General features: G+C 45.1%; 17 protein-coding genes, 1 tRNA gene and 2 pseudogenes. 11 read left to right on the top strand and 9 right to left on the bottom strand.

What is annotated here, in order from left to right; translation table 11 throughout:
- Positions 1-62 precede the first annotated feature (62 nt).
- Positions 63-2,990, bottom strand: coding sequence for a DEAD/DEAH box helicase (locus O9300_RS09525; protein ID WP_287971415.1), 2,928 nt, complete (start codon positions 2,988-2,990; stop codon positions 63-65).
- 333 nt (positions 2,991-3,323) lie between these two features.
- On the opposite strand from O9300_RS09525, the gene O9300_RS09520 reads away from it, so the two are divergent.
- From O9300_RS09520 to O9300_RS09505, 4 genes are all read left to right on the top strand, one after another.
- On the top strand, positions 3,324-4,256 hold the full coding sequence (locus O9300_RS09520; protein ID WP_287971414.1) for a GGDEF domain-containing response regulator: 933 nt from the start codon (positions 3,324-3,326) through the stop codon (positions 4,254-4,256).
- Positions 4,253-5,035: a transporter substrate-binding domain-containing protein gene (locus tag O9300_RS09515; protein WP_287971413.1), complete on the top strand. Its 783-nt coding sequence runs from the start codon at positions 4,253-4,255 to the stop codon at positions 5,033-5,035. The genes O9300_RS09520 and O9300_RS09515 overlap by 4 nt, the downstream gene beginning before the upstream one ends.
- A 4-nt stretch (positions 5,036-5,039) precedes the next feature.
- Complete coding sequence (locus O9300_RS09510) at positions 5,040-5,207, top strand: hypothetical protein (protein WP_287971412.1); 168 nt, start codon at positions 5,040-5,042, stop codon at positions 5,205-5,207.
- A gap of 136 nt (positions 5,208-5,343) precedes the next feature.
- A complete protein-coding gene (locus O9300_RS09505) occupies positions 5,344-5,880 on the top strand; it encodes a tetratricopeptide repeat protein (RefSeq protein ID WP_147071449.1) in 537 nt (178 codons plus the stop codon).
- Between the two features lie 54 nt (positions 5,881-5,934).
- Here O9300_RS09505 and O9300_RS09500 read toward each other — a convergent pair whose 3' ends face one another.
- Both O9300_RS09500 and O9300_RS09495 read right to left on the bottom strand, forming a co-directional pair.
- Positions 5,935-7,734: an SLC13 family permease gene (locus tag O9300_RS09500; protein ID WP_287971411.1), complete on the bottom strand. Its 1,800-nt coding sequence runs from the start codon at positions 7,732-7,734 to the stop codon at positions 5,935-5,937.
- A 4-nt stretch (positions 7,735-7,738) separates the two neighbouring features.
- Positions 7,739-10,519, bottom strand: coding sequence for a cation-translocating P-type ATPase (locus O9300_RS09495; protein ID WP_287971410.1), 2,781 nt, complete (start codon positions 10,517-10,519; stop codon positions 7,739-7,741).
- A gap of 371 nt (positions 10,520-10,890) precedes the next feature.
- Here O9300_RS09495 and pds point away from each other — a divergent pair, with 371 nt between their 5' ends.
- Positions 10,891-12,321, top strand: coding sequence for a 15-cis-phytoene desaturase (gene pds / locus O9300_RS09490; protein WP_287971409.1), 1,431 nt, complete (start codon positions 10,891-10,893; stop codon positions 12,319-12,321).
- 105 nt (positions 12,322-12,426) lie between these two features.
- A complete protein-coding gene (gene crtB / locus O9300_RS09485) occupies positions 12,427-13,359 on the top strand; it encodes a 15-cis-phytoene synthase CrtB (RefSeq protein ID WP_287971408.1) in 933 nt (310 codons plus the stop codon).
- Between the two features lie 334 nt (positions 13,360-13,693).
- Here crtB and O9300_RS09480 read toward each other — a convergent pair whose 3' ends face one another.
- A complete protein-coding gene (locus O9300_RS09480) occupies positions 13,694-14,077 on the bottom strand; it encodes a hypothetical protein (protein WP_353851552.1) in 384 nt (127 codons plus the stop codon).
- Between the two features lie 350 nt (positions 14,078-14,427).
- Here O9300_RS09480 and O9300_RS09475 point away from each other — a divergent pair, with 350 nt between their 5' ends.
- Positions 14,428-14,670, top strand: a complete 243-nt coding sequence (locus tag O9300_RS09475; protein WP_287971406.1) for a hypothetical protein — start codon at positions 14,428-14,430, stop codon at positions 14,668-14,670.
- A 60-nt stretch (positions 14,671-14,730) separates the two neighbouring features.
- On the opposite strand, the gene O9300_RS09470 is transcribed toward O9300_RS09475, so the two are convergent.
- A complete protein-coding gene (locus O9300_RS09470) occupies positions 14,731-15,423 on the bottom strand; it encodes a pirin family protein (RefSeq protein WP_287971405.1) in 693 nt (230 codons plus the stop codon).
- Between the two features lie 232 nt (positions 15,424-15,655).
- A pseudogene (locus tag O9300_RS09465) lies at positions 15,656-17,066 on the bottom strand (IS4 family transposase).
- 494 nt (positions 17,067-17,560) lie between these two features.
- On the opposite strand from O9300_RS09465, the gene serA reads away from it, so the two are divergent.
- Both serA and prmA read left to right on the top strand, forming a co-directional pair.
- Positions 17,561-19,138: a phosphoglycerate dehydrogenase gene (gene serA / locus O9300_RS09460; protein ID WP_287971404.1), complete on the top strand. Its 1,578-nt coding sequence runs from the start codon at positions 17,561-17,563 to the stop codon at positions 19,136-19,138.
- Between the two features lie 133 nt (positions 19,139-19,271).
- On the top strand, positions 19,272-20,168 hold the full coding sequence (gene prmA, locus O9300_RS09455; protein WP_287732413.1) for a 50S ribosomal protein L11 methyltransferase: 897 nt from the start codon (positions 19,272-19,274) through the stop codon (positions 20,166-20,168).
- A 223-nt stretch (positions 20,169-20,391) separates the two neighbouring features.
- On the opposite strand, the gene O9300_RS09450 is transcribed toward prmA, so the two are convergent.
- Positions 20,392-20,464, bottom strand: a tRNA-Arg gene (locus tag O9300_RS09450).
- A gap of 56 nt (positions 20,465-20,520) precedes the next feature.
- On the opposite strand from O9300_RS09450, the gene surE reads away from it, so the two are divergent.
- A complete protein-coding gene (surE, locus tag O9300_RS09445) occupies positions 20,521-21,333 on the top strand; it encodes a 5'/3'-nucleotidase SurE (RefSeq protein ID WP_190722957.1) in 813 nt (270 codons plus the stop codon).
- Between the two features lie 47 nt (positions 21,334-21,380).
- Positions 21,381-21,962 carry a DUF3727 domain-containing protein gene (locus O9300_RS09440; protein ID WP_012267496.1) on the top strand — a complete coding sequence of 194 codons (582 nt, stop codon included), beginning with the start codon at positions 21,381-21,383 and terminating at the stop codon, positions 21,960-21,962.
- Positions 21,963-22,255: 293 nt separating this feature from the next.
- Here the strand turns inward: O9300_RS09440 and O9300_RS09435 are convergent.
- Positions 22,256-22,772: pseudogene (locus O9300_RS09435) on the bottom strand (RNA-guided endonuclease InsQ/TnpB family protein); the annotation flags it as partial.
- A gap of 25 nt (positions 22,773-22,797) precedes the next feature.
- Positions 22,798-22,910 (bottom strand): transposase (locus tag O9300_RS09425; RefSeq protein WP_185237766.1); only part of this gene is annotated, 113 nt, incomplete at its 5' end.

Genomic DNA, 22,910 nt, shown 5'->3' with positions numbered 1-22,910 from the left:
ACTGACTACTGGCTACTGACTCCTAATCCTAACAACGATTTTTGATTTCTACAAGAGGTCTATTATAAAGGAAAGCGCTTCATGGCTGTGACGGCGAGACGGGCATTATCTTTAAGGACTTGGGAAACTCGGGGAATTTGGGGAATTTGCCAGAGAACATCGACGGTGCGCCGTAATAATCGCACTAGATCTCCCTCATCGAGGCTAGTATTTTCGCACAATTCCGGCCAGGATGTCCCTTGGGCCCAACGGGAGGCAATCCCCATCAGTTGGGTTTCTAACCAGACGGGAATAGTGATATCGTAGCGAGATTGAGCTTGATAGAGTAAACGGCGAACTTCTCGCAGACCGGGGGAATTTCCCTCTCCTTGCCGCAAAATATCGATAACTTCTGGCACAGGCGGGTAATTGCACCAAGTATCGGGGCGAGGGGGTTCCGTAATCATAGCGCTGATGGCGGCGGCTAGTTGGCTAGGAGTCAATCTGTCCAAATCTCCGGACATCATCGCTAATCCTAACCAGAGTTCATTTTCCCCGCGAATAGTGGCCGCCGCTTCTCCGAGGGGAGTGGGCAAATAACCCTCTAATGCTTGGAATTCTCGCAAAATCTCGATTAGATTCAGAAATTCTTCCCAGTAGTAGGATTTACGGGATTGTTGTTTTTGGTATTTAATCTGGGTCTTGTGTAACTTATCGCGAGCAATCTCTCGATCGTAGTATAATTTCATCAATCGCCCCGGATTTTTGCGTTTTTGCAGGGGATGAGCGGCAATTTGACTATTGACAATTTCAATTTTTTGTGCCTGTGTTTCCAGTTCCACCACCGGTGGGATGCCCTGCACTTGTTGGGGGATGAAATCGGCGATCGCCTGAGTATTTTCCTCCCCCTTGCGCCACCCCCCTAGGGAAACAGCTGCTAGGGAAGGGGGGATCAGTTCGCCTAATGCCGCGGGAGTGAGAAAACCTCGATCGATCTCGCTAATATCGGCATAGGCGGCTAAATACCAGCGATTATCACTGCCTAAACAAACAAGAGTTCGCACTTGACCAGCGCCGTGCAGGGTATTGACAAAGATAGCGGGGACGGGGACGGGGACCTTAATATGTTTGCCCTTGAGATGGAGGATGGTTCCGACGGGAATATTCGGCAATTTTAGATGTATTTCCTGTCTTTTCTGTGCCTCTGACTGACTAGCGATGATTTTATACAGTCTTTCTTCTTCCCGCAGTCTTTCCCGTAGCTTTTCGTAACTGAAGACCTGCTCCCGCTCGATACCGGCTAACTCCATATCCAACTTAGCTAATTCGGTGGTTAAGGCGGTAATCTGTTGTCGTTCGGGGCTTAACTTCAAACGAGCGAGATATTCGGCGAAACTGCGCTCTAAGAGGTCTTTGGCCTCCTCTAGACTGTGTTTTTGCAGGAGATTTAAGACCATGCCGTAACTGGGCGCAAAACAGCTTTGCAGGGGTTCCGGTTGGGCGGTGGCCAGAAAAGCCGCTTCTTTTGCCCCTTCAAAGGGCGTTTGTACTGTCACCACATGGCCCACCGCGTCCATTCCCCGGCGACCCGCCCGGCCGGCAATCTGGACAAATTCCGAGGGAGTCAGCATACTATGGCCATCATCGGTGCGTTTGGAGAGGGCTGAGATAACGGTGGTGCGGGCGGGCATATTAATCCCGGCCGAGAGGGTAGCGGTGGCAAAAACCACCTTAATTAAACCGGCTTCAAAGAGTTGTTCGACTAATTCTTTCCAGAGGGGTAAAATCCCGGCATGGTGAACACCACAGCCCCGGGTGAGGGGTTCCACTTGGTCGGCGCGCACCAATTGGGAAGCACTGGCCAGGAATTCAAATAGTTGATTTTTCGTCTCGGGGTCGGCGGTTAAGAGGCTGAGGAGTTGCTCGTCAGACTGGGGGTTATTAGCGAAAAAAGCCAGTAATTTCTGGTGTAGGGGCGGATTTTCGACGGCAAAGAAGGAAAGGGTCAGTTCTTGCAGATTGGGATTATCTTCCAGGAAGAAAATGAGTAAACGGTAGTAAATGGCTCTAGCTTCTTCTGGATTAACGAGATTGAGGTTTTTTAGCTCTCTAATCGCCTGATCGCAACCTTTACGGCTGAAAATGACGTAAATGGCTGGGAGCATATCCTTGTCCCGCAGAGTGGTGACAATGGAGGCGATGGTGGGACAATCTTCTCGTTTTAAGCGTCGGGGTTTGCCGTGGCCGACTTTTGAGCGTAGTTTCGGGTTAACTTTGCTCTGTTTTGGGTCGAGCAGCGGGAATAATCCCTCTTTATTGGCGAAATAAAAGCGCAGGGGGACGGGGCGAAAATCGGAGTTAATTAGCTCGCAGCTGGAGGTCTGCTGATTGTCGCCGGGTTGGGGCAGTTGCCGCACCCAGTTAATCCAGTCGGTGAGTTCCCCCGGGTTGCCAATGGTGGCGGAGAGGGCGACTAATTGGATACTAGGGGGACAGTAGATAATTGATTCTTCCCAAACGGTGCCGCGACCTCGATCGCTGATATAGTGACATTCATCGAGAACCAGGGTTTCCACGTTTTCTAGGGAAGTGCCTACCTGACCGATCGGGGTTTTATACAGCATATTGCGAAAAATTTCTGTAGTCATGACTACAATTAATGCTGAAGGATTGATCACCACATCGCCGGTAATCAATCCCACTTCGGCAAAGAGCAGCGGGGAATCCTCATCGCCATCGGTGGGGGTGCGACCGAATTTTTCTTGAAAATCCCGGAATTTTTGGTTAGAAAGAGCTTTCAGGGGAGTGGTGTAGAAAACCCGTTTGCCCCTTTCTAGGGCGCGATAGATAGCGTATTCTCCGATTAAAGTTTTGCCGGAACCCGTGGGAGCGCAGACAACCACTGATTTACCGGCAGCGAGAGCGGCGATCGCCGAGTGCTGGAAGTCGTCGAGTTTAAAGGGAAAAATGGTTTTGAGATCCAAAGAAGTAGGGTTAAGGGACTCTTTCACGTCAAGTCTAAGAGGAGAAATTTTTTTAATTGTGGCTATTCTGGCTGGCTTTTTTGATTCTAGTCGAAAAAAGCGTACTTCTAGAAACTAGGGACAAGCTTAACCTTTGGGGGTGATGCCCAATCCCATCATACTTCATTTTTATCAGAAATGCTGTAAGCTAAGAGGTATTTAAACCGCTTATTCTTAGATTAGCCGAATCTCTCCCAATCCCTTTACTGTTGACTCTTGCCTCTTGCCTCGTCTCAACAAGCAATTTAAATTACGAACAGCTTATCACTAATAATTGTATCTCTATTTTCTCCTTGACTTGATTACTTATACTGACTGATGATGATTAAATTTTCTGCTGAAGACTGTCTAGTTTTAGTTGTTGATGATGTGGGCAAAAATCTCCAATTAGCTGTGGAGATTCTTGATTCTGCTGGTTATGCCACCCGTTTTGCTAGTAGTGTTAAACAGGCAATAGAACGAGTAAAAACTGCTAATCCTGACCTAATTCTTCTTGACTTAATGATGCCAGATATGGGGGGAATAGAACTTTGTCGAAGACTAAAAACTGACAATTTATACGCTCATATACCAATTATCTTTGTGACAGATAGTAAGGAAAAAGAAGATATTATTAATGCTTTTAATTCTGGGGCTGTGGACTATGTAAATAAACCATTTCATAGTTGGGAACTGTTAGCCAGAGTTAAAATTCATCTAGAACTAAAAAAGACTCAAGAAGAACTTAAAAATATCAATTCTCAACTAGAAAAGCTAGTCAGAACTGATAGCCTAACTGGGGTAAATAATCGTCGAGAGATTCTCTACTTAGGTGAGAAAGAATTTCAACGATGTCGTCGTTATCATCGTTATTTTTCGGTTCTATTCATCGATATCGACCATTTTAAACATATTAACGATACCTTTGGTCATATCCTAGGAAACAAAACTTTAATTACTGTCGCTGGGGCAATTAAAACCTGTCTGCGTCAAGTGGATAGTTTTGGGCGCTTTGGGGGCGAGGAATTTGTCGCTATTCTCCCAGAAACTAATCTTGAAGATGCTGCTACCACAGCCCAGCGCATTTGTCAAGTAATTAACAAGTTAAATATTGAACTTGCTCAACAAAAAGTGCCAGTTACTGCTAGTATCGGTGTGGCAACATTTAGCCCTCAAGATAATAATCTAGAAGAGGTGATCGAGCGGGCTGATCATGCCATGTTTGCCGCTAAAAATCAGGGTAGGAATCGAGTTAGTTTAGGTAAAACAGTATGAAAAATTTGTTATTGATTCTTGGTTTTTTGCTCTTAGGTGTAGCCCCAAGTTTTAGCGCCGATCTCGATAGGATTATACGCCGGGGAAAATTAATTGTCGCTGTCAAAAATAATCTCCCTCCCCTCGCTTTCCTTGATTCTCAGGGCAATCTGCAAGGATTGGAAATCGACATCGCTAAACGTCTAGCTGAAGAAATTCTCGGTTCTGACAGTGCTATTATTCTCAAACCCGTTAGTAATCAAGAGCGTTTACAGGTGGTTATTGATGATCGGGTGGATTTGGCGATCGCTCGTGTGGCGATTACTCCCGCACGTCAGCGCTTAGTGGATTTTAGCCCCTTTTATTACCTCGATAGCAGCGGTTTTGTGACGAAAAACCTGCTATTTCAGCGTTTAGAAGACCTAGCTAACTCTAGAATCGCCGTACTCAACGGCTCGACGACAATCGCCCTTGTGCGTTCCCATTTACCTAACGCTACCCTGCGCGGGGTTGCTTCCTATCAAGAAGCTTTAAATTTACTGGAAACGGGGGAAATAGACGCTTTTGCGGCTGATAATAGCCTTTTAACCGGTTGGGTGCAGCAATTCCCCAATTATCGTCAATTACCGATCCAGTTGGGGGCGATCGCTCTAGGAGTCGTTCTCCCTAAAGGTTTACAGTACCAAAGTCTCCGAGAACGCGTCAATCAAGCGATCGAGCGGCTAGAATCCACTGGCTGGTTAGTAGAACGGGTGAACTATTGGGGCTTACCCCTGAGAATTCGGGAAATGGGGAGATAGGGTGATGGGGTGTGGGGAGTGGGGTGTGGGGTGTGGGGAGTGGGGTGTGGGGAGTGGGGTGTGGGGTGTGGGGTGTGGGGTGTGGGGTGTGGGGTGTGGGGTGTGGGGTGTGAGAATTATGAATTATGAAGTGGGGAGTGGGGAGTTTTTTGCTGTGAACAGTGAACAGTGAACTGAAAACTCAAATCTGATCAGTGATCACTGATAACTGATCACTGATAACTGATAACTGATCACTGATAACTGACTAAATCCTGCTATAATCTGAGTGAATAAGTATAAAAATATTAATTGCTCGATCGCTAATTATGGAAGATACCCTGCCGCTTATTTACGTTTCTGGATTGCTAATTTTCGTGATTGGTTTAGGAATTTTTGTCATCGTGCAAATCTTTAAAACCCGTCGAGTGGAAGGAACCTTTAACAAGCTACAAAAGAAATTGCAAAAAGAAAAAGGTACAGCTAAAGATTACTATGAATTAGGGAGTCTTTATCTCGATAAAAAACTCTATGTTCAAGCATTGAGTTTACTACAAAAGGCTTTAAAAATCTCTGAGGAAGAAAGCATCGAACCAGAAAATCAAGCTCTAATCTACAATGCGCTCGGTTTTTCCTATTTTGCCCAAGAACAATTAGAATTAGCGATTCGTAACTACAAAGAAGCAATTAAACTTTATCCCGAATACTCGATCGCTCTCAATAATCTTGGCAATGTTTACGAAAAGAAACAAATGGCGAAAAAAGCTCTCGAAACCTACGAAGAAACTCTCAAATTTGATCCTAATAATACCGTAGCGAAAAAGCGAGCCGAATCCCTGCGTAAACGCTTCGCTGAATCGAAATAGTTTTGACTACTATCAAATTCTTTTTAGAGATCGAAGAATCTTCGATCTCTTTCTTTATTTCAAGCCATAAAACAAGACAATTAAACTAGGGGTTAAAATCGTCAAAATTAAATTTAGGGGCGCACCCAAACGGGTAAAATCGAGGAATTTATAGCCGCCTGGTGCATAAACCATGGTGTTAGTTTGATAGCCAATTGGTGTGAGATAACTATTAGAAGCAGCAAAGGTGACAGCATACATAAAAGCCAAAGGATTTAAACCCAAAGTTTTCGCCACTTCCACGGCGACGGGAATCATTAAAACCACGGCGGCGTTATTAGAGAGGATTTCAGTTAAAAATGAGGTAATTAGATAGAAGAAAACTAAGATCCAAAACCCCGAAAGATGGCCGCCGATAGCCACTAAATTATCTGCCAACCATTTAGTCGTTCCCGAGTTATCCATGGCAGTACCCAGGGGAATTAAACCCGCTAATAAAAAGATAATATCCCAACGAATGGAACCATAGACTTCCCCCGGTTTTAGACAGCCAGTAATTACCATTAAAACCACCCCAACTAAACTGGTGACGAGAATCGGTTGAATATCAAAAGCAGCAATAATAATCACCAACAAAGTAATCATTAAAGCAATAATGCCCTTATCCTGTCGCAATGATTCAATTTCTTTCTCTTCTAAGACTAATAATTCTCGCGTGGTTTGTAAACCAATAAAACTCTGTTTTGGTCCTTGAACCAAGAGCAAATCGCCAAACTTTAAAGGAATTTTCCCTAATCTTCCTTGCAGTAATTCTGAACCACGCCGAATCGCTAAAACCGTTGCGTTATAACGCTGACGGAATTTCAAATCTTTTAAAGTTGTCCCAATTAAACGGGAATTAGAGAGAATCAAAACCTCGGCTAATTTTTCCTCACCTGTAGTAATTGTCGATTCAATATCTCCTTTCTGAAATTTGACATCGGCAAAGATTTCTAAGCCTCGTTCATCTTTAATTTTTAATAGTTCTTCCCGACTACTGTGAACGATTAAAATATCGCCAGCATTGAGAACTTTATCGGCTAAAGGTTGGGATAAATGTACCTTATTTCTGATTAATTCCAACACATCAAAATTAAACTTTCTTTGTAGTCCACTTTGGGATAAAGTTTGACCGATAAGATTAGAACGAGGGGTAATAATTACCTCACTCAGATATACTTTAGAACCATAATCATCCTCTAAAAATTCCCCGGTGGAAGATTTGCGATCGGGTAGTAATTTCGGGGCAAAAATTGTTAAATAAAGCAAACCTGCCAAAAAAGTGACTAATCCTAAAGCAGTGAATTGAAATAAGCTAAATTCCCCATAACCCAGCTTGGCAGAAATACCACTAGCGAGAATGTTAGTAGAAGTCCCCACCACGGTAATCATCCCCGCTAAAACCGTCGCGTAGGAAAGGGGAATTAATAACTTAGAAGGAGAAATTTTTTGTTTTTTACACCAATCTTCGACGATGGGTAAAAAGATCGCCACCACTGCCGTGTTATTAATAAAAGCACTAATCGGCCCCACCAATGCCCCTAAGACAAATACCTGTTGGTGGGGATTTTTGCCCCCCCAAACCAGCAAGCGATCGCGAATTACTTGAATCACTCCCGTGCGGGTAATTCCAGCACTAAGTACAAACATCGCCATCACCGTCACCGTGGCAGAATTACTAAATCCGGCGATACCTTCTTCGGGAGTAACTAAACCCAAAAGAATCAGGACAATAGCCACGCATAAAGCGGTTAAATCTACTGGTAGCCATTCTGCCACGAAAGCGACTAAAGCAACGACTAAAACCGTTAAAGTCAGAATAATTGGTGTTGGCATTGATTTATTTTTTCGTCATGAACCAGCGAATAAATAACTTCTCCAACTCGATCCAAACAAACATTAAGGCACTAAATCCAAAACAGATTAATAATTCTGTGCCACTAATCCATTGAGTACCGAAGAAGCTTTGTAGAGGAGGAGCATAAATTAACAACAATTGTAGGATCGTTGTCAAGCCCACGGCGGCGATAATGTAAGGATTAGAGAAGGGATTCATTTGCACAGCTAACTGGGTATGGGAACGCACCGCTAAAGCATGACCCATTTGTGCTAAACAGAGGGTAGTAAATACCATGGTTTTCCAACGTCCGGGATCTCCGATTTCGGGAGTTGCTTGAGTATATCGGTAAGCCCAGTACATCATAATAATGGTGAGAATGGCAAAGACGATGCCGATGCGAATCATATACCAACCCAAACCGCGGGCGAAAATGCTTTCCCGGGGGCTAAAAGGTGGACGTTTCATCACATTAGGTTCGGCGGGTTCCATTGCCAGAGCAAGAGCCGGTAAACCGTCGGTGACAAGGTTCATCCAGAGGATTTGCAAGGGAGAAAGGGGTACACCGCCTAAACCGAGCAGAGGAGCCGCTGCAATCGTTAAAACCTCGCCAATATTACTGCCGAGAATGTATTTAATAAAGCGCCGAATGTTACTGTAAACCACGCGCCCTTCTTCGGTGGCGGCGACGATGGTGGCAAAATTATCATCTAGCAAAATCATATCACTGGCTTCTTTGCTGACATCGGTTCCGGTAATCCCCATGGCGATACCGATATCCGCTTGTTTTAGTGCCGGAGCATCGTTCACCCCGTCCCCCGTCATGGCGACGAATTTGCCCCGTTTTTGCAAAGCTTGGACGATTCTCAGCTTATGTTCGGGAGAAACACGAGCATAGACGCTAACACCATCTACCTCTCCCTCTAGGTCATTCTGAGACATTTTTTCTAATTCTTTCCCCGTGATTACTCGCTCCCCGGGGGCAGCAATGCCCAATTCAATGGCGATCGCCTTGGCCGTTAATTGGTGATCTCCGGTAATCATAATCGGACGAATTCCCGCTTGACGACAGAGAGCAACCGCTTCTTTAACTTCTTTGCGGGGTGCATCGAGCATTCCCACCAATCCCAACCAAACCAGGGATTGTTCCTCACTATCTTCTCTTTCCGCTTCCGGCACTTCTGTCATCGGTTTATAGGAAAAACCTAAAACTCGTAGGCCATTACCCGCCATTTCGTCATTTTGTGCCAAAATACGGCTTCTTTGTTCTGGTGTTAAGGGTTGACTTTCCGCCCCAACTTGGATCTGAGAACAACGTTCGAGAATTAATTCCGGTGATCCTTTGGTAAACATTAAATAGGCAGAATCCCCCAAACCTAACTGGGCATTCTCACAGATTACTGACATTCTCTTTCTTTCGGAAGAAAAGGGAAATTCGCCTAAACGAGGGCTTTTGGGTGCTAATGCTTCCCGATATAGTCCTCCTTTACCCGCTAACGTCAGTAAAGCTCCTTCGGTGGGATCGCCTAAAATTAGCCATTCTTGCTCTTTATTTTGCAAAAGTGCATCATTACACAGCACACAAGCCGTTAAAATTGCCTGTAGTTCGGAATCACTTTCACTAGCACCACTAAACTCACCGATAGGCGCGTAACCTTCCCCCGTGACAGTAATTGTCTGCCCGGAAGTATTAACTTTCTGCACCACCATTTTATTTTGAGTTAAAGTTCCGGTTTTATCGGAGCAAATCGTCGTTACCGAGCCTAAAGTTTCCACTGCCGGCAATTTACGAATTAAAGCTTGTCTTCTCACCATTCTTTGGGTTCCAATTGCCAATGTCACCGTTACCACTGCCGGTAAACCTTCGGGAACAACGGCCACAGCCATACTGAGGGAAGTTTCGAGGAATGATTCAAAAAACCGCCAACCAAAGCGAATTACACCCCCAAGCACGACTACAGCCACTAAAGCTAGGGAACTACTCACTAAAACGTTACCTAACTGCGACATTCGCTGCTGTAGGGGAGTTGGTTCACTTTCTACTCCTTGCAACATGGCGGCGATTTTACCGATTTCCGTATCCATTCCCGTCTTGGTAATCGCCACTTTCCCGCGCCCCTGTACTACTTCTGTACCCTGATAGACGAGGTTAATGCGATCGCCTAAAGAGGCATCTTCTGGTAAAACCTTCTGTGCTTGTTTATTCACCGATTCCGCTTCCCCCGTGAGGGCAGCTTCGCGGATTTGCAGGTTTTGTGCTTCTAATAATCTGCCATCGGCGGCAATTTGTACCCCCGCTTCCAGTAACATGATATCCCCGGGGACAAGTTCCTTGGCCGCCACTTCAAAGGTGCTACCATTACGAATAACCCGGACTTTCGGCGAGGATAACTGCTTAAGGGCCGCTAATGCCTTTTCTGCCCGACTTTCCTGTAAATATCCTAAAATACCGTTTAAAATAACAATTGTAAAAATAGCGATTGCGTCTTTGGGAAATTCCCCTTTTTTCAGGTCCAAAACTGCCGAAACCACCGCCACGGCGATCAGCATCACTAACATAATGTTAGTAAACTGTTCCCATAAAATCATTAACGGGCTACGTCCCCCCGTTTCTTTTAGTTCATTTAACCCGTAAATATCTTTTCTTTTAACAATTTCCGCCTCTATTAAGCCGGTTTCCCCATTGGTTCTCAGTATTTCTAGGGTTTGTTCCCCAGTTAAATTATGCCAAGCACGATTATTCTCTATTTCCGAGACTTGAGGTGACGTAGTGGGAAAAGTCATAGCGATCGATTGAAGAGGGTGTACGCGTGAACTAAAAAGGTAAGCGAATTAAGCTAATTACATATCACAATATCAGTTATCAGGGAGCATTGGGGAGAGGGAAGTGGGGTAGTGGGGTAGTGGGGTAGTGGGGTGTAGGGAAATGGGGAGACCACTTCGTGCGCGTTGCGGGGGGGGAGTGGGGAGATGGGGAAGCTATCTCATCACCCTATCACCCCAAAACCCTATAACCCTATAACCCCATAACCCTATCACCTGTCTCCTGTCTCGGAGTCTCCTGACTTCTCGATAAGCTGAAAAAAATGTAACGAAATGTGAAGTATAATAGCGAATGTGATAAAGACAAGACATTAGAGAGTAGATAGGAAACGATGCGAGTTGCGATCGCTGGTGCGGGACTAGCCGGATTATCTTGTGCGAAATACCTTGTCGATGCGGGACATACGCCCATCGTACTGGAACGTCGCGATGTATTAGGGGGAAAAATTGCCGCTTGGAAAGATGCCGATGGGGACTGGTACGAAACCGGTTTACATATCTTCTTTGGCGCTTATCCCAATATGCTGCAATTATTCCAAGAATTAGGCATAGAAGATCGTTTACAGTGGAAAGAACACTCGATGATCTTCAATCAGCCGGAAAAACCGGGAACCTATTCGCGGTTTGACTTCCCAGATATTCCCGCCCCAATTAACGGTATTGTTGCCATTCTTCGCAATAATGATATGTTAACTTGGGAGGAAAAAATTAAATTTGGACTCGGTTTAATTCCTGCCATTGTTAAAGGTCAAAGTTACGTCGAGGAGATGGATAAATATTCTTGGTCGGAATGGTTAGAGAAACAAAACATCCCCCCTAGGGTAGAAAAAGAAGTGTTTATCGCTATGTCGAAAGCCCTAAACTTTATCGATCCTAACGAGATTTCCGCCACGATTCTACTAACAGCCCTCAACCGCTTTTTACAGGAGAAAAACGGCTCAAAAATGGCTTTTCTCGACGGTTCACCTCCGGAAAGACTCTGCCAACCTTTAGTCGATTACATCACCGCTAGAGGTGGCGAAGTGCGCTTAACTGCCCCTTTAAAAGAGATTATCTTAAATGAAGATGGCACAGTTAAAGCCTTCTTAATGCGCGGTTTAGAAGGTGGGGAAGATTATCTTTTTGAAGCCGATCTTTATGTGTCTGCGATGCCTGTAGATCCTTTAAAAGTTTTACTACCTAAACCTTGGCAAGAAGATAAATTCTTTCAAAAATTAGAAGGATTAGAAGGGGTTCCCGTCATTAATTTACACCTCTGGTTTGATCGCAAACTAACCGACATCGATCATTTATTATTCTCCCGTTCGCCCTTACTCAGTGTTTATGCTGACATGAGCAACACCTGTAAAGAATACGCTAACCCCGATCGCTCGATGTTAGAATTAGTTCTCGCTCCCGCTCAGGATTGGATTAGCAAATCCGATGAAGAAATTATCGCCGCCACGATGAAAGAACTAGAAAAACTCTTTCCCCAACATTTTACTGGCGATAATCCCAGTCAATTGTTAAAATATCATCTGGTGAAAACTCCCCGATCGGTTTATAAAGCCACCCCTGGCCGACAAGCTTATCGACCTTCTCAAAAAACTCCGATCGAGAATTTTTATCTCGCCGGTGACTATACCATGCAAAAATATTTAGGAAGCATGGAAGGAGCCGTTTTATCAGGGAAATTAGCGGCAGCAGTGATCAGCAAAGATCACCCCGCAGCACCGCTAAACCCGAATAAAACCCAATCTACACCAGTGTCCAGCGCTCGTTAATTCTCTGGCTAGGGACTAATGACGAAAATGGCCTTGAGTGAGACAATGCTATATCATTAGCCACAGTTCGCCGTTAATCTAAGTCAATCATTCCGCCCCAGCAGAATGCTCCAATTGCCAAAACCGACCCACCCCACCAAACCCCTCGTCTCCCTTGCGGAGTCCTACGAACTCTGTCGCCGGATTACAGAGAAGTATTCCAAAACGTTTTATCTCGGTACTCTCCTGATGCCGAAAGCAAAACGTCAAGCGATCTGGGCAATTTATGTCTGGTGTCGTCGTACCGATGAACTGGTCGATGGACCCCAAGCCCGGTTAACTACACCTGAAACCCTTGATTTATGGGAAAAACAGCTAGAAACCGTCTTTTCTGGGGTTGCCATCGAGGATGCCGACGTCGCTCTCGTGGATACTCTAGAAAAGTTCCCCATGGATATCCAACCCTTTCGGGATATGATCGCCGGGCAACAGATGGATCTCTATCGCAGTCGTTATCAAACCTTTGATGAACTAAAACTGTACTGCTATCGGGTGGCGGGGACGGTGGGGTTAATGTCCAGCGCGGTGTTAGGATTGGAAGATGATGATCGCTCGGCCCCTTGGCGGCGCAATCAAAGCGTCTATATTCCGCAAGAAGAAGCGATCGATCTCGGTATTGCCAATCAATTAACCAATATTTTGCGGGATGTGGGGGAAGATGTCCATCGTGGCCGGATTTATCTACCTTTAGAGGATTTAGAGCTTTTTAACTACAGCGAAGACGATTTACTCAAAGGGGTTAATGATCACCGTTGGCAGGCGTTAATGCGCTTCCAAATTGAGCGCGCTCGTTATTACTACGATTCCGCCGAAAGGGGGATTCGCGCCCTTAATCCCGATTCCCGTTGGCCGGTTTGGGCGGCTTTACTGCTTTATCAAGGCATTTTAGACGTAATTGAAGCAAATAACTACGATGTCTTCGCCCGTCGTGCCTTCGTGCCTTTACCCAAGAAAATGCTCTATTTACCCGTGGCTTGGTTGCGATCGCAAGCGTTATAAAAATTCGACGGGTTTTGCTGCTTGCCGACTCCACCCGTCGAGTCTTACCTAGGGTTGGCTGAAAAAGTCTTTCCTGGGGGCAGGCTGTGGCCCCCCCAACCCCCCCGACATCGGGGGGGCAGATGGGGTGTAGGGTTTTACCCATTTTCATCTGGTAAACTACCTAATTTTCAGGGAAAAAGTCCCTGAATTCTCCCCCTGATCACGACCATATCTGGTACTTTTTGACCTCCCCAAAGTCTAAAAGTCTTACCCAACAAGGTTTTTAGATTTATTCAGCCAACCCTAACTATTAACTGTTCCCAATTCAGTTGCTCAACTTGGGTTTGGTTTTTCAGCGTGATTTAGGAGTCACCAACCAGAAAGGTCCAGTTTCCGTGCAGGGAAGATCTCGATCGGTTTCGTAAACCACAAGACCGTCTTGCCGATCCAAAACTAACGCTTCTCCTAGACGGACGTAGGATATAAACGGGACAAGATAGCGGACGACAGGCTCATCGCTACAGGACGGCAACACCCTATCGTTAAAATACTCGTATCCCACATCCTCGACGCTTTCATAGTAGCGGATGCTGAGATCATCGATCGCTTTCCCCGGAAAACGTTCTTGGATAGCTGACCGGAGAAATTCTGGCAGCGGTCGATCGGGCGATAATAATGCTGCAGATTTCATGGCTTTTCCCCCTAAAACCAAAGGAAGCGGGGAACTCTGACAAATGCCGTCCCGATCGGGACTATTCGCTTGCGCTCCCTACCCCACCAATTTTTTACTAGGGATGGGAGCTGGCGCGGGGAGTTCCCTTGTATTCATTGTAACAAATTTCTCCGGAAGGGTTCGGGGCGATACCGTGAGAACAGGTTCTCTTGATTTTTCGTTACAAAGATTGACAAATTTATCCCTTTATTTTGGCGATAATAATAATTACCAGGCGACAAGCCAGAACAAATAGTGGAAATAGGTAAAGACGAACGAGGATGGGACTAACTAACTAGCAATAATGATAGCGAGAAAAGAAGTGGTTTAGTAGTGCCGAATTCTCGTTCCCGATCATTTAGGAGGTAGGAAAGATGACAATTTATGTCACCCGCAAGGGGGATAAACTGGTGGCCGATTCCCCACTGGAATTGGTGGAAAAATTACAACAATGTCAGGGCAGAATGGCGGAAACAAGACAGGACTTCATGACTCGGATGGCCGCACAGATGGTAGCCAGCCAAGGCGTTACCGTTCCTATCACCGATCCGGAGAATTTTATCGCCGAGCTAATCCACAACGATTTTCTGAGCGTGGTGGACAGTATTGATGGCTGAAAGTCGGCCGGGGAATTGGCAGGAAAACTTAGCCCCTAGTAACCCTAACACTCAACCCCACTACCCTAGATCAAAAAGCAAAATTTCCGAGTCTTCTAGAGATTGAATAGCCAAAGAAGTTTCCTCGCTAATTGCCGCTCCATCCCCCGCTCGTAAATGCACGCCATTCACGGTTATTTGCCCTCTAGCCACTTGTAACCAGCTATAACGACCGGGGGCTAAGGGATGGGTGAGGGACTGGCCTAGGGGCAAAATTCCTGCGTAGAGATTAACGTCTTGATGGACTTTAACCGCATTACCTGCGCCGGTGGGAGAGGCGATTAATTGTAGGGTATGGGGAGAAAATTCGATCGCTTTTTGTTCATAACTGGGTTCTAGATTTTTTTGGTCGGGAATAATCCAAATTTGCAGAAGATGGAGGGGATTAGTGGCAGAATGATTAAATTCACTGTGTTTTATCCCTGTTCCTGCGCTCATCCGTTGAATTTCACCGTGTCGAATCACGGAACCTGTACCGAGACTGTCTTGGTGTTCTAGTTCTCCCTCCAAAACATAGGTTAAAATCTCCATATCGTGGTGTCCGTGGGTGTGAAATCCTTTTCCCCCAATGACTTTATCCTCGTTAATAACTCTCAGACTCCTAAAACTAATCTGTTGGGGATCATAATATTGGGCAAAAGAAAAAGTATGATAGGTATCCAACCAACCATAGTTAGCGTGGCCTCTTTCCTCAGCTTTGCGTATAGTAATCATCGGGTTTCCTCTTTTTTATCTCTATATTCCTAGTCTATAAAATTATTGCCACAAATGATAAGTAGGCACTTAAAAGTCAGATAGTTACCTTGGAGTAATCATCCTGGCAATGTTCTTAAATTTTATGGATTTTGACTGGGATCCCCCCTTAATCCCCCCTTAAAAAGCTATCCATTAGTCACATCTTTCTTAACATAAAATTTGACAAAAAGAGAAAAGTGTGCCAGATGGCTCAAGGGGGTTCTATGGGGGGACTAATTTGATGAGATAGTTTCCAAGTCTGGCTGATATCATGTAACCTTCGCAGTCCCAACCAAATAGTTTTAACACCTGGTTCACCGTCGCCTTTTCTACCTAAAAAACCCCCAAGAGAAGCAATCATTCTGACCGCTTCTGGCCAAGGAGGGTGGCTTTTCAGGTGGCGGACTCTTTTTATGAATAGTGGCACACAAAGATTGCCATTCATGTTCTTCCAAAAAACTTTCACAACTCTCCTCTCCGTGTAAGCGTGCTTGATAGGTTAACCAGAGTAATCTCCAAGCTACAATTGAATAGGTAGCTAAAGCCATCTCAATTCTCCGACCCGTTTCTAATTGCAGTTTTTCTAATCCACAACCACTTTTTAAAACAAAATGATAGCGTTCTATTAACCAGCGATAACTATACCAGCGCACACAGGTTATCGCTGATTCAAAGCTACTAATGTCTAGGCTAGTTAAGAGGAGCCAACTGATAGGATTAACTCCGGTATGCGGATTTTCTTCTTCAGCTAAAATTACCTGTAATTTGACCGGTTGACGAGGGGTCGCCTTGGAGTGATGGCTAGGTACTTGTATTTCAAAACTGGCAAATCTAACTGTTAGTTTAGCTAGTCTAGCCTCGTGATTAGGATTGCGTTTTACTTGCACATCTAGGCTACCACAGGCTTTTATTTCTCTGATGGATTGATGTAAATATTTAGGCTCTGGATGCCCTGACTTTTGCTTGTCTTCGAGATAGTTAACTTTTCGGTTATGAGTTCCTCGGATTAATAAATGAGAGTTAGGACTTCTTGATTGGGCAAATAAATCAAATATGTCTGCCTCACAATCTCCGATTGTTACTACTTGAATTTCTTCGGGTATTTGTTGTTGTGTTTCTGACAAAGAATCTAACCATCTTTGACTTTCTTTTTCTTGGGTTTCTCTTTTTTTGCGTTGCTTGGCAATCCCTAAATTCTTTTCTTCTCTTGCCCAGACATATTGATTAATTAGTCCCAAAGGTATTCCTTGCGCTGACACTCCTAATGTGGTATGAACTTTGAGACCAAAGGATGTTTTACAATCTAGATAACCCATTCCTTTTTTGGCTTTTTGGGTCGTAAAGTCTAAACTTGTTGTGTCTTGCACTGCCAAAACTATTGGATGTTCTTTGATTCTTTCTACTGTACTTTTAGCTTGGGCGGCAATTATATCTGAGGGGTGAAAATAGGGGGAATTCCAAAAGTCGTAGGTGGCACTGGCGGCGGCTAGATTTCCCGAAGCTTGTGGCACACTTGTACTAGGTTGGCTGGCCAAGTTTTCTACGATACTGATTAACCTTTTCTTTCTTCTGGTGTCCCCTAGGTCTGCATACTGTAATTCTTGGGCTGCCCATTTCTCCATTTTTTTGCTTACCTCCACCTTAATTCCTTCTTTCAAAACTATACCTATCAATCGTTTCCCCTTTTTTTAAGTTTCTTCTCTTTTTGTTAAGAAAGATCCGACTAATGGATAGGTTATTAAGGGGGATACCCCCGCCTATCGGCACCCCCCTTATCAAGGGGGGCAGGGGGGATCGAACCTAAAATCCATTTTTAATTTAATTATAACCAGCTACTTAGAAATTTTCAAACAGAAGCAATGGCAGCCCTAGAAAAGGCCCTAGAAAAAGAAACGGAAAACTCGATCGCCACCGTGATTAAATTAGCCATATCTCAGTGACAACGGCAAGAGACTGACATCAACACCATGGACGACAATGAGAATGACAACCTAAAATCTTTTCGCTAATTTTGCCATAGACTGCACCCTTTGCTTCTAAAATGGGCTATTGCGGCTAGATACCAATATTGGTCTAGCATTTGCCCGTAGACTGAAAAAAGCACGTTATAAAGATTATGGCCAAAGTTCTGGTATCCGATTCGATCGATCCGGTAGGAGTAGAAATTCTGTCACAGGTTGCCCAAGTGGACGTGAAAACAGGACTATCCGCCGAGGAAATCATTCAAATTATCCCCGAATACGACGCACTGATGCTCCGTTCCAGTACCCGCGTCACCAAAGAAATCGTCGAAGCGGGCAGCAAACTGCAAATTATCGGCCGCGCAGGGGTAGGAGTCGATAATATCGATGTTCCCGCCGCTACTCGTCAGGGTATTATTGTCGTTAACTCTCCCGAAGGTAACACGATCGCCGCTGCCGAACACGCCTTGGCCATGATGTTATCCCTCTCCCGTCATATTCCCGATGCCAATCAGTCGGTAAAAGCGAATAAATGGGAAAGAAATCGCTTTATCGGCACAGAAGTTTATAAAAAGAACCTAGGAGTCGTCGGTTTAGGGAAAATTGGTTCCCACGTCGCCGCCGTTGCTAGATCCCTAGGCATGAAAATTCTCGCCTACGATCCCTTTATTTCCAAAGAACGCGCCGATCAACTCGGTTGCACCTTGGTAGATCTGGAATTACTCTTTGCTGAGTCCGATTTTATCACCCTCCACGTCCCGAAAACTCCCGAAACCCAGCATCTCATCGGTCGGGAAACCCTCCCTAAGATGAAACCCACGGTCCGCATCATTAACTGTTCCAGAGGCGGCATTATCGACGAGTTGGCTTTAATTGAAGCCCTCGAATCCGGTAGAATCGCCGGGGCAGCCTTGGATGTATTTGAACAGGAACCTTTAGGCGAATCTAGATTAAGAGAATTATCTAACGTCATCCTCACTCCCCACCTAGGCGCATCGACTACGGAAGCACAGGTTAATGTGGCTATTGATGTGGCCGAACAAATTCGCGATGTCCTCCTCGGTTTGCCAGCGCGTTCGGCCGTTAATATCCCCGGACTAACTCCCGATGTTATGGAAAAACTGCGCCCTTACCTGCAATTAGCGGAAACTATGGGTAATCTCGTCAGCCAGTTAGCAGGAGGTCGCTGTGACTCGTTAAATGTCCGTTTACAGGGAGAATTGGCCACTAAAGACAGTCAACCCCTGGTGGTGGCGGCAATTAAGGGTTTACTTTCCCAAGCCCTCCGGGAACGGGTAAACTATGTTAATGCGGCGATCGAAGCTAAGGAACGCGGTATCCGGGTAATCGAAACCCGGGATGCTTCCACCCGCGACTATTCGGGATCGATTCATTTGGAAGCCAATGGTTCCATGGGTACCCATTCCGTCACCGGAGCGCTGTTAAGTAACGGAGAAATCCGCATTACTGACCTCGATGAGTTCCCAATTAACGTGCCACCGAGTAATCATATGCTATTCACCCTTCACCAGGATATGCCCGGTATTATCGGCAAAATTGGCGCACTTTTAGGCAGTTTTAATGTCAATATCGCCAGTATGCAGGTAGGACGCAAAATTATTCGCGGTGACGCAGTTATGGCCCTGAGTCTCGATGATCCTTTACCAGAAGGTCTTCTCTCGGAAATTACTAAAGTCCCCGGTATCCGTGATGCTTATACAGTGAAACTCTAGATTAAATCAGTTATCAGTAAACAGTAAACAGTAATCAGTAATAAGTGAAAAGAAAGCTCTGAACTTGCCACTTAATACTGTTGACTGAAAACTCAAATCTGATAACTGATCCCTAATCACTGATAACTGATATATGTCTAATAGTTGGTGGGAAATTACGGTTTTGTGCGAACCTAGTCTCGAAGAAACGGTTTTCTGGAGACTGGAAAATTTTGGCTGTTCGGGAACGGCCACTGCTAAAAAACAATCCTCTTTAGAGATTAAGGCCTATATACCAGAAATTAAAGCGCAATTGCCCGATTTAGAGGCACTAAGCCTCTGGTTAAAGCAGGATGCTTTGATTTTAGGTTTTCCCGAACCTGTCAGCCATTGGCAGTTAATGGACGAGGAAGACTGGGCCAGCAGTTGGAAACAACATTGGCAAATTAGCGAGATCGGCGATCGCTTTTTGATCTGTCCTGCTTGGTTAAATCCCCCCGAAAATAACCAGAGATTGGTGATTAAAATTGACCCCGGTTCCGCTTTTGGCACGGGAACGCATCCAACCACGCAATTATGTCTAGAATCCCTAGAAATGCGTTTAAGTAGCCATCCAGAGCCTAAAATTATCGCCGATATCGGTTGTGGTTCCGGCATACTCGCGATCGGAGCGATTTTATTGGGGGCCAAAAAAGTTTATGCTGTCGATACAGATCCGCTGGCGGTGAATGCGACGCGCAGTAATCGCCATCTCAACCGAATTAACCCCGAAAATTTAGCTATTAATCAGGGTAGTGTCGAGGAGTTATTAGAATTAATTCCCGATGGTGTCGATGGCATCGTTTGTAATATTTTAGCCGAGACAATTATCGCTTTAATGCCCGAAATCACCCGTCTGGCAAAACCCACCACTTGGGGAATTTTAAGCGGCATCCTCGTCACCCAAGCACAAGCAGTTACAGATATTTTAGAACCCCAAGGCTGGACAGTGGCTGCCCTGTGGAAACGTCAAGAATGGTGTTGTCTTCAAATTCGTCGCGCTGTGGATTAATATAGCTATCAGTTATTAGCTTCTGAAAGCAAGAGGCAGCAAAAAAAATCTGGCAATTCTCCTACCCAAAAAGAAGGTTAGAAACTAAGTAGATTTAAGCTTTTAGCTTAACAAATGACAGTTTTCCACCACAGGGGAGTTCCAATGATACTAAATCCGGTTAAAAGGTATAGGTGAGCGGGGAGCGGCAGAGCCGGGGGAATACCGACCCCTGATTTCTGAACGAGTACGGAGGGAGTCGAACCCCCGACACCCAGGACCGGAACCTGGTGCTCTATCCTCTGAGCTACGTACCCACAATAAAATACTATTATATTATACCACTAGCCGACGCAGTAGAGCAGAAATTTCTATGACTAGCGATCGCCCTTTAAAACTACTGATCAGTAACGATGACGGCATTTCCGCCCTAGGAGTCCGCACCCTCGCTAACACCCTCGCTACTGCGGGCCATCAAGTCACCGTAGTTTGTCCCGACGGCGAGCGCTCTGCTACCGGTCATGGCTTAACCTTACACCATCCCATCCGGGCCGAACAGGTGGAAGGAATTTTTCATCCCGATGTGATTGCTTGGTCCTGCTCGGGAACTCCCGCCGATTCGGTGAAATTTGCCCTTAGTGCCGTCCTCAAAGAGCGTCCCGATTTAGTTTTAGCTGGCATTAACCACGGGTCTAATCTCGGCACCGATATCCTCTATTCTGGCACGGTTTCCGCAGCCCTAGAGGGCTTAATCGAGGGTATTCCCAGTATTGCTTTTAGTCTGGCTGGTTTTAAAGCCTGTGATTTCCAACCGGCCGCCGATTTTGCCCTCACTTTAGTCAGGAAAGTTGCCCTTAACCCTTTTCCTCTTCCCACTTTACTCAATGTGAACGTCCCTCCAGTTAGTAGTGGCGAAATCAAGGGGGTGAAAATCACTAGGCAAGGATTGCGACGCTACGAAGAAACCTTCGAGAAAAGACTGGATCCGAGGGGTAAAAGTTATTACTGGTTAATTGGGGAAGTGGTGGAAGATATCGAACAACCGGACTATACCCATTTACCCCCGGAAGTGCCTACGGATGTGCGCGCTATTGGCGAGAATTTTATCACCATCACGCCCCTACAATACAATTTAACTGATGTGCAGGGGTTTCAACATTTGCACCGGAATTCTTGGTTTGATTGAGGATCATCTCATGATATTCTGATTCAATCATTAGCGTTTGAGAGCCTATGTCCCCTCAATTTAATTTTCAAGAAAACGAACTCGAAGAAGCGGATATCATAACCCTCTGGGATGAGCAAGGTCGATCGCTGGACTGTTATATTGAGAACGCCTATGAAACCGATGATCTCACCTATATGCTTCTTGTCCCCGTGGATACCCCGGTGATGATTCTAGCTTGGGATGAGGAATCGGAGGAAGAAGAATCTGATGCCTTCTTAATCGAAGATAGCGAGGAAATCGAGCGGATTTTCGCCGATGCTAAGGCAGTTTTAGCAGAATTAGACCTATTGCTCAAATCCACTGCCCACACCTTGACTGTTAGTGGTGAATTACCGCCCCTAGAAGAAGATAATGTTCTCAGTTTAGAAATTGATGGCGATGAACCCTCCTCGTCATCAGAGCCGGAAGAATTGCAATTTCTCGCCAGTTTCTTTTCGGAAGACCAAAAATACTCGATTTACAGTCCCCTAGCTCCTTTGTTATTCTTAGCCGTCGGTGATGCGGAAGGGAAAGTTGAATTAGTTTCCCCCGATGATGACGGTATGGGACCAATTCTAGAGGAACTTTTGTTTGATGAACTCGATTAATTACATAATTTTACCAAATCCGCCGACCAAAATTTTTGATAAATCTAGTCACAGTATATCTTTCGGGATTTTATTATCGTCGTGATTAAAACGGATTTGGTATTTTTTCTCTAAATTAATTACACATTTCCCTAACCACTGACGAACTTATTATCTGTCGGATAGGCTTCTAGCCCCTGCTTGCTGGCAAAAGTGAGGGGCAGCCCGGGACAGACACTGATGCCAAAGGAAGATTGACTCTCCCCCGCTAACCGCTCGCGCGGTGTAGCGGGGGATTCTCGGTTCTTAGGCTTTTAACTAGATCGACCTGGTTTAACCTGGTCGATCCCCGTCAAATCGCCTCCGCGAGCGTTTTCTAACACGGTCAGTCCGACCGCATTTTTTCCTCGGTTCTCGATTACCTTCGCTGATGCCGTATCTCTCGGTTCAATGTGGCCGCAAGAATCACACCGGTGAACTCTTTCTGATAATGCTTTTTTGCCAGTAATCGCGCCACAATTCGGACAGTCCTGTGAAGTTCCGTTTTTATCGACCTTAAGATAATATTTCCCCCGTTTCCAAACAACAAACGGTAATATCTCATTAATAAAACTACCGATGCCCGAAGAGCCGAGATTGTTTTCTAACGATCCCTCTAGACTAGGAAACGAAGTTAATATCCTCAACAAAGATATTATCAGCAAAATCGCAAAGATAATGAGCTAGTTTAAAGTGCCAATCTCTACGGGTATTAGACACTTTTTCGTGTAATATTGCTATCTTATCCTGAAGTTTTAACCAATTGTTCGAGCCTTTAGTTTTCCGTTTCAGGCTCTTCGTTACCCTTTATGCTAAATCAACAGACAAGATGCCAAGACAACATACTTCTAACCCAAAAATTCCGAAAGTTTCTAAAGCCATAGGCTCTCCGTTTTATTAGTTTAAGTTTATTGTTGATTCCCTCGACCA

This window comes from Microcystis sp. LE19-195.1E (assembly GCF_027532095.1).
In the GTDB taxonomy this organism is placed as follows: Bacteria; Cyanobacteriota; Cyanobacteriia; order Cyanobacteriales; family Microcystaceae; genus Microcystis; species Microcystis aeruginosa.
This window is presented reverse-complemented; position numbering and strand designations above follow the sequence as displayed.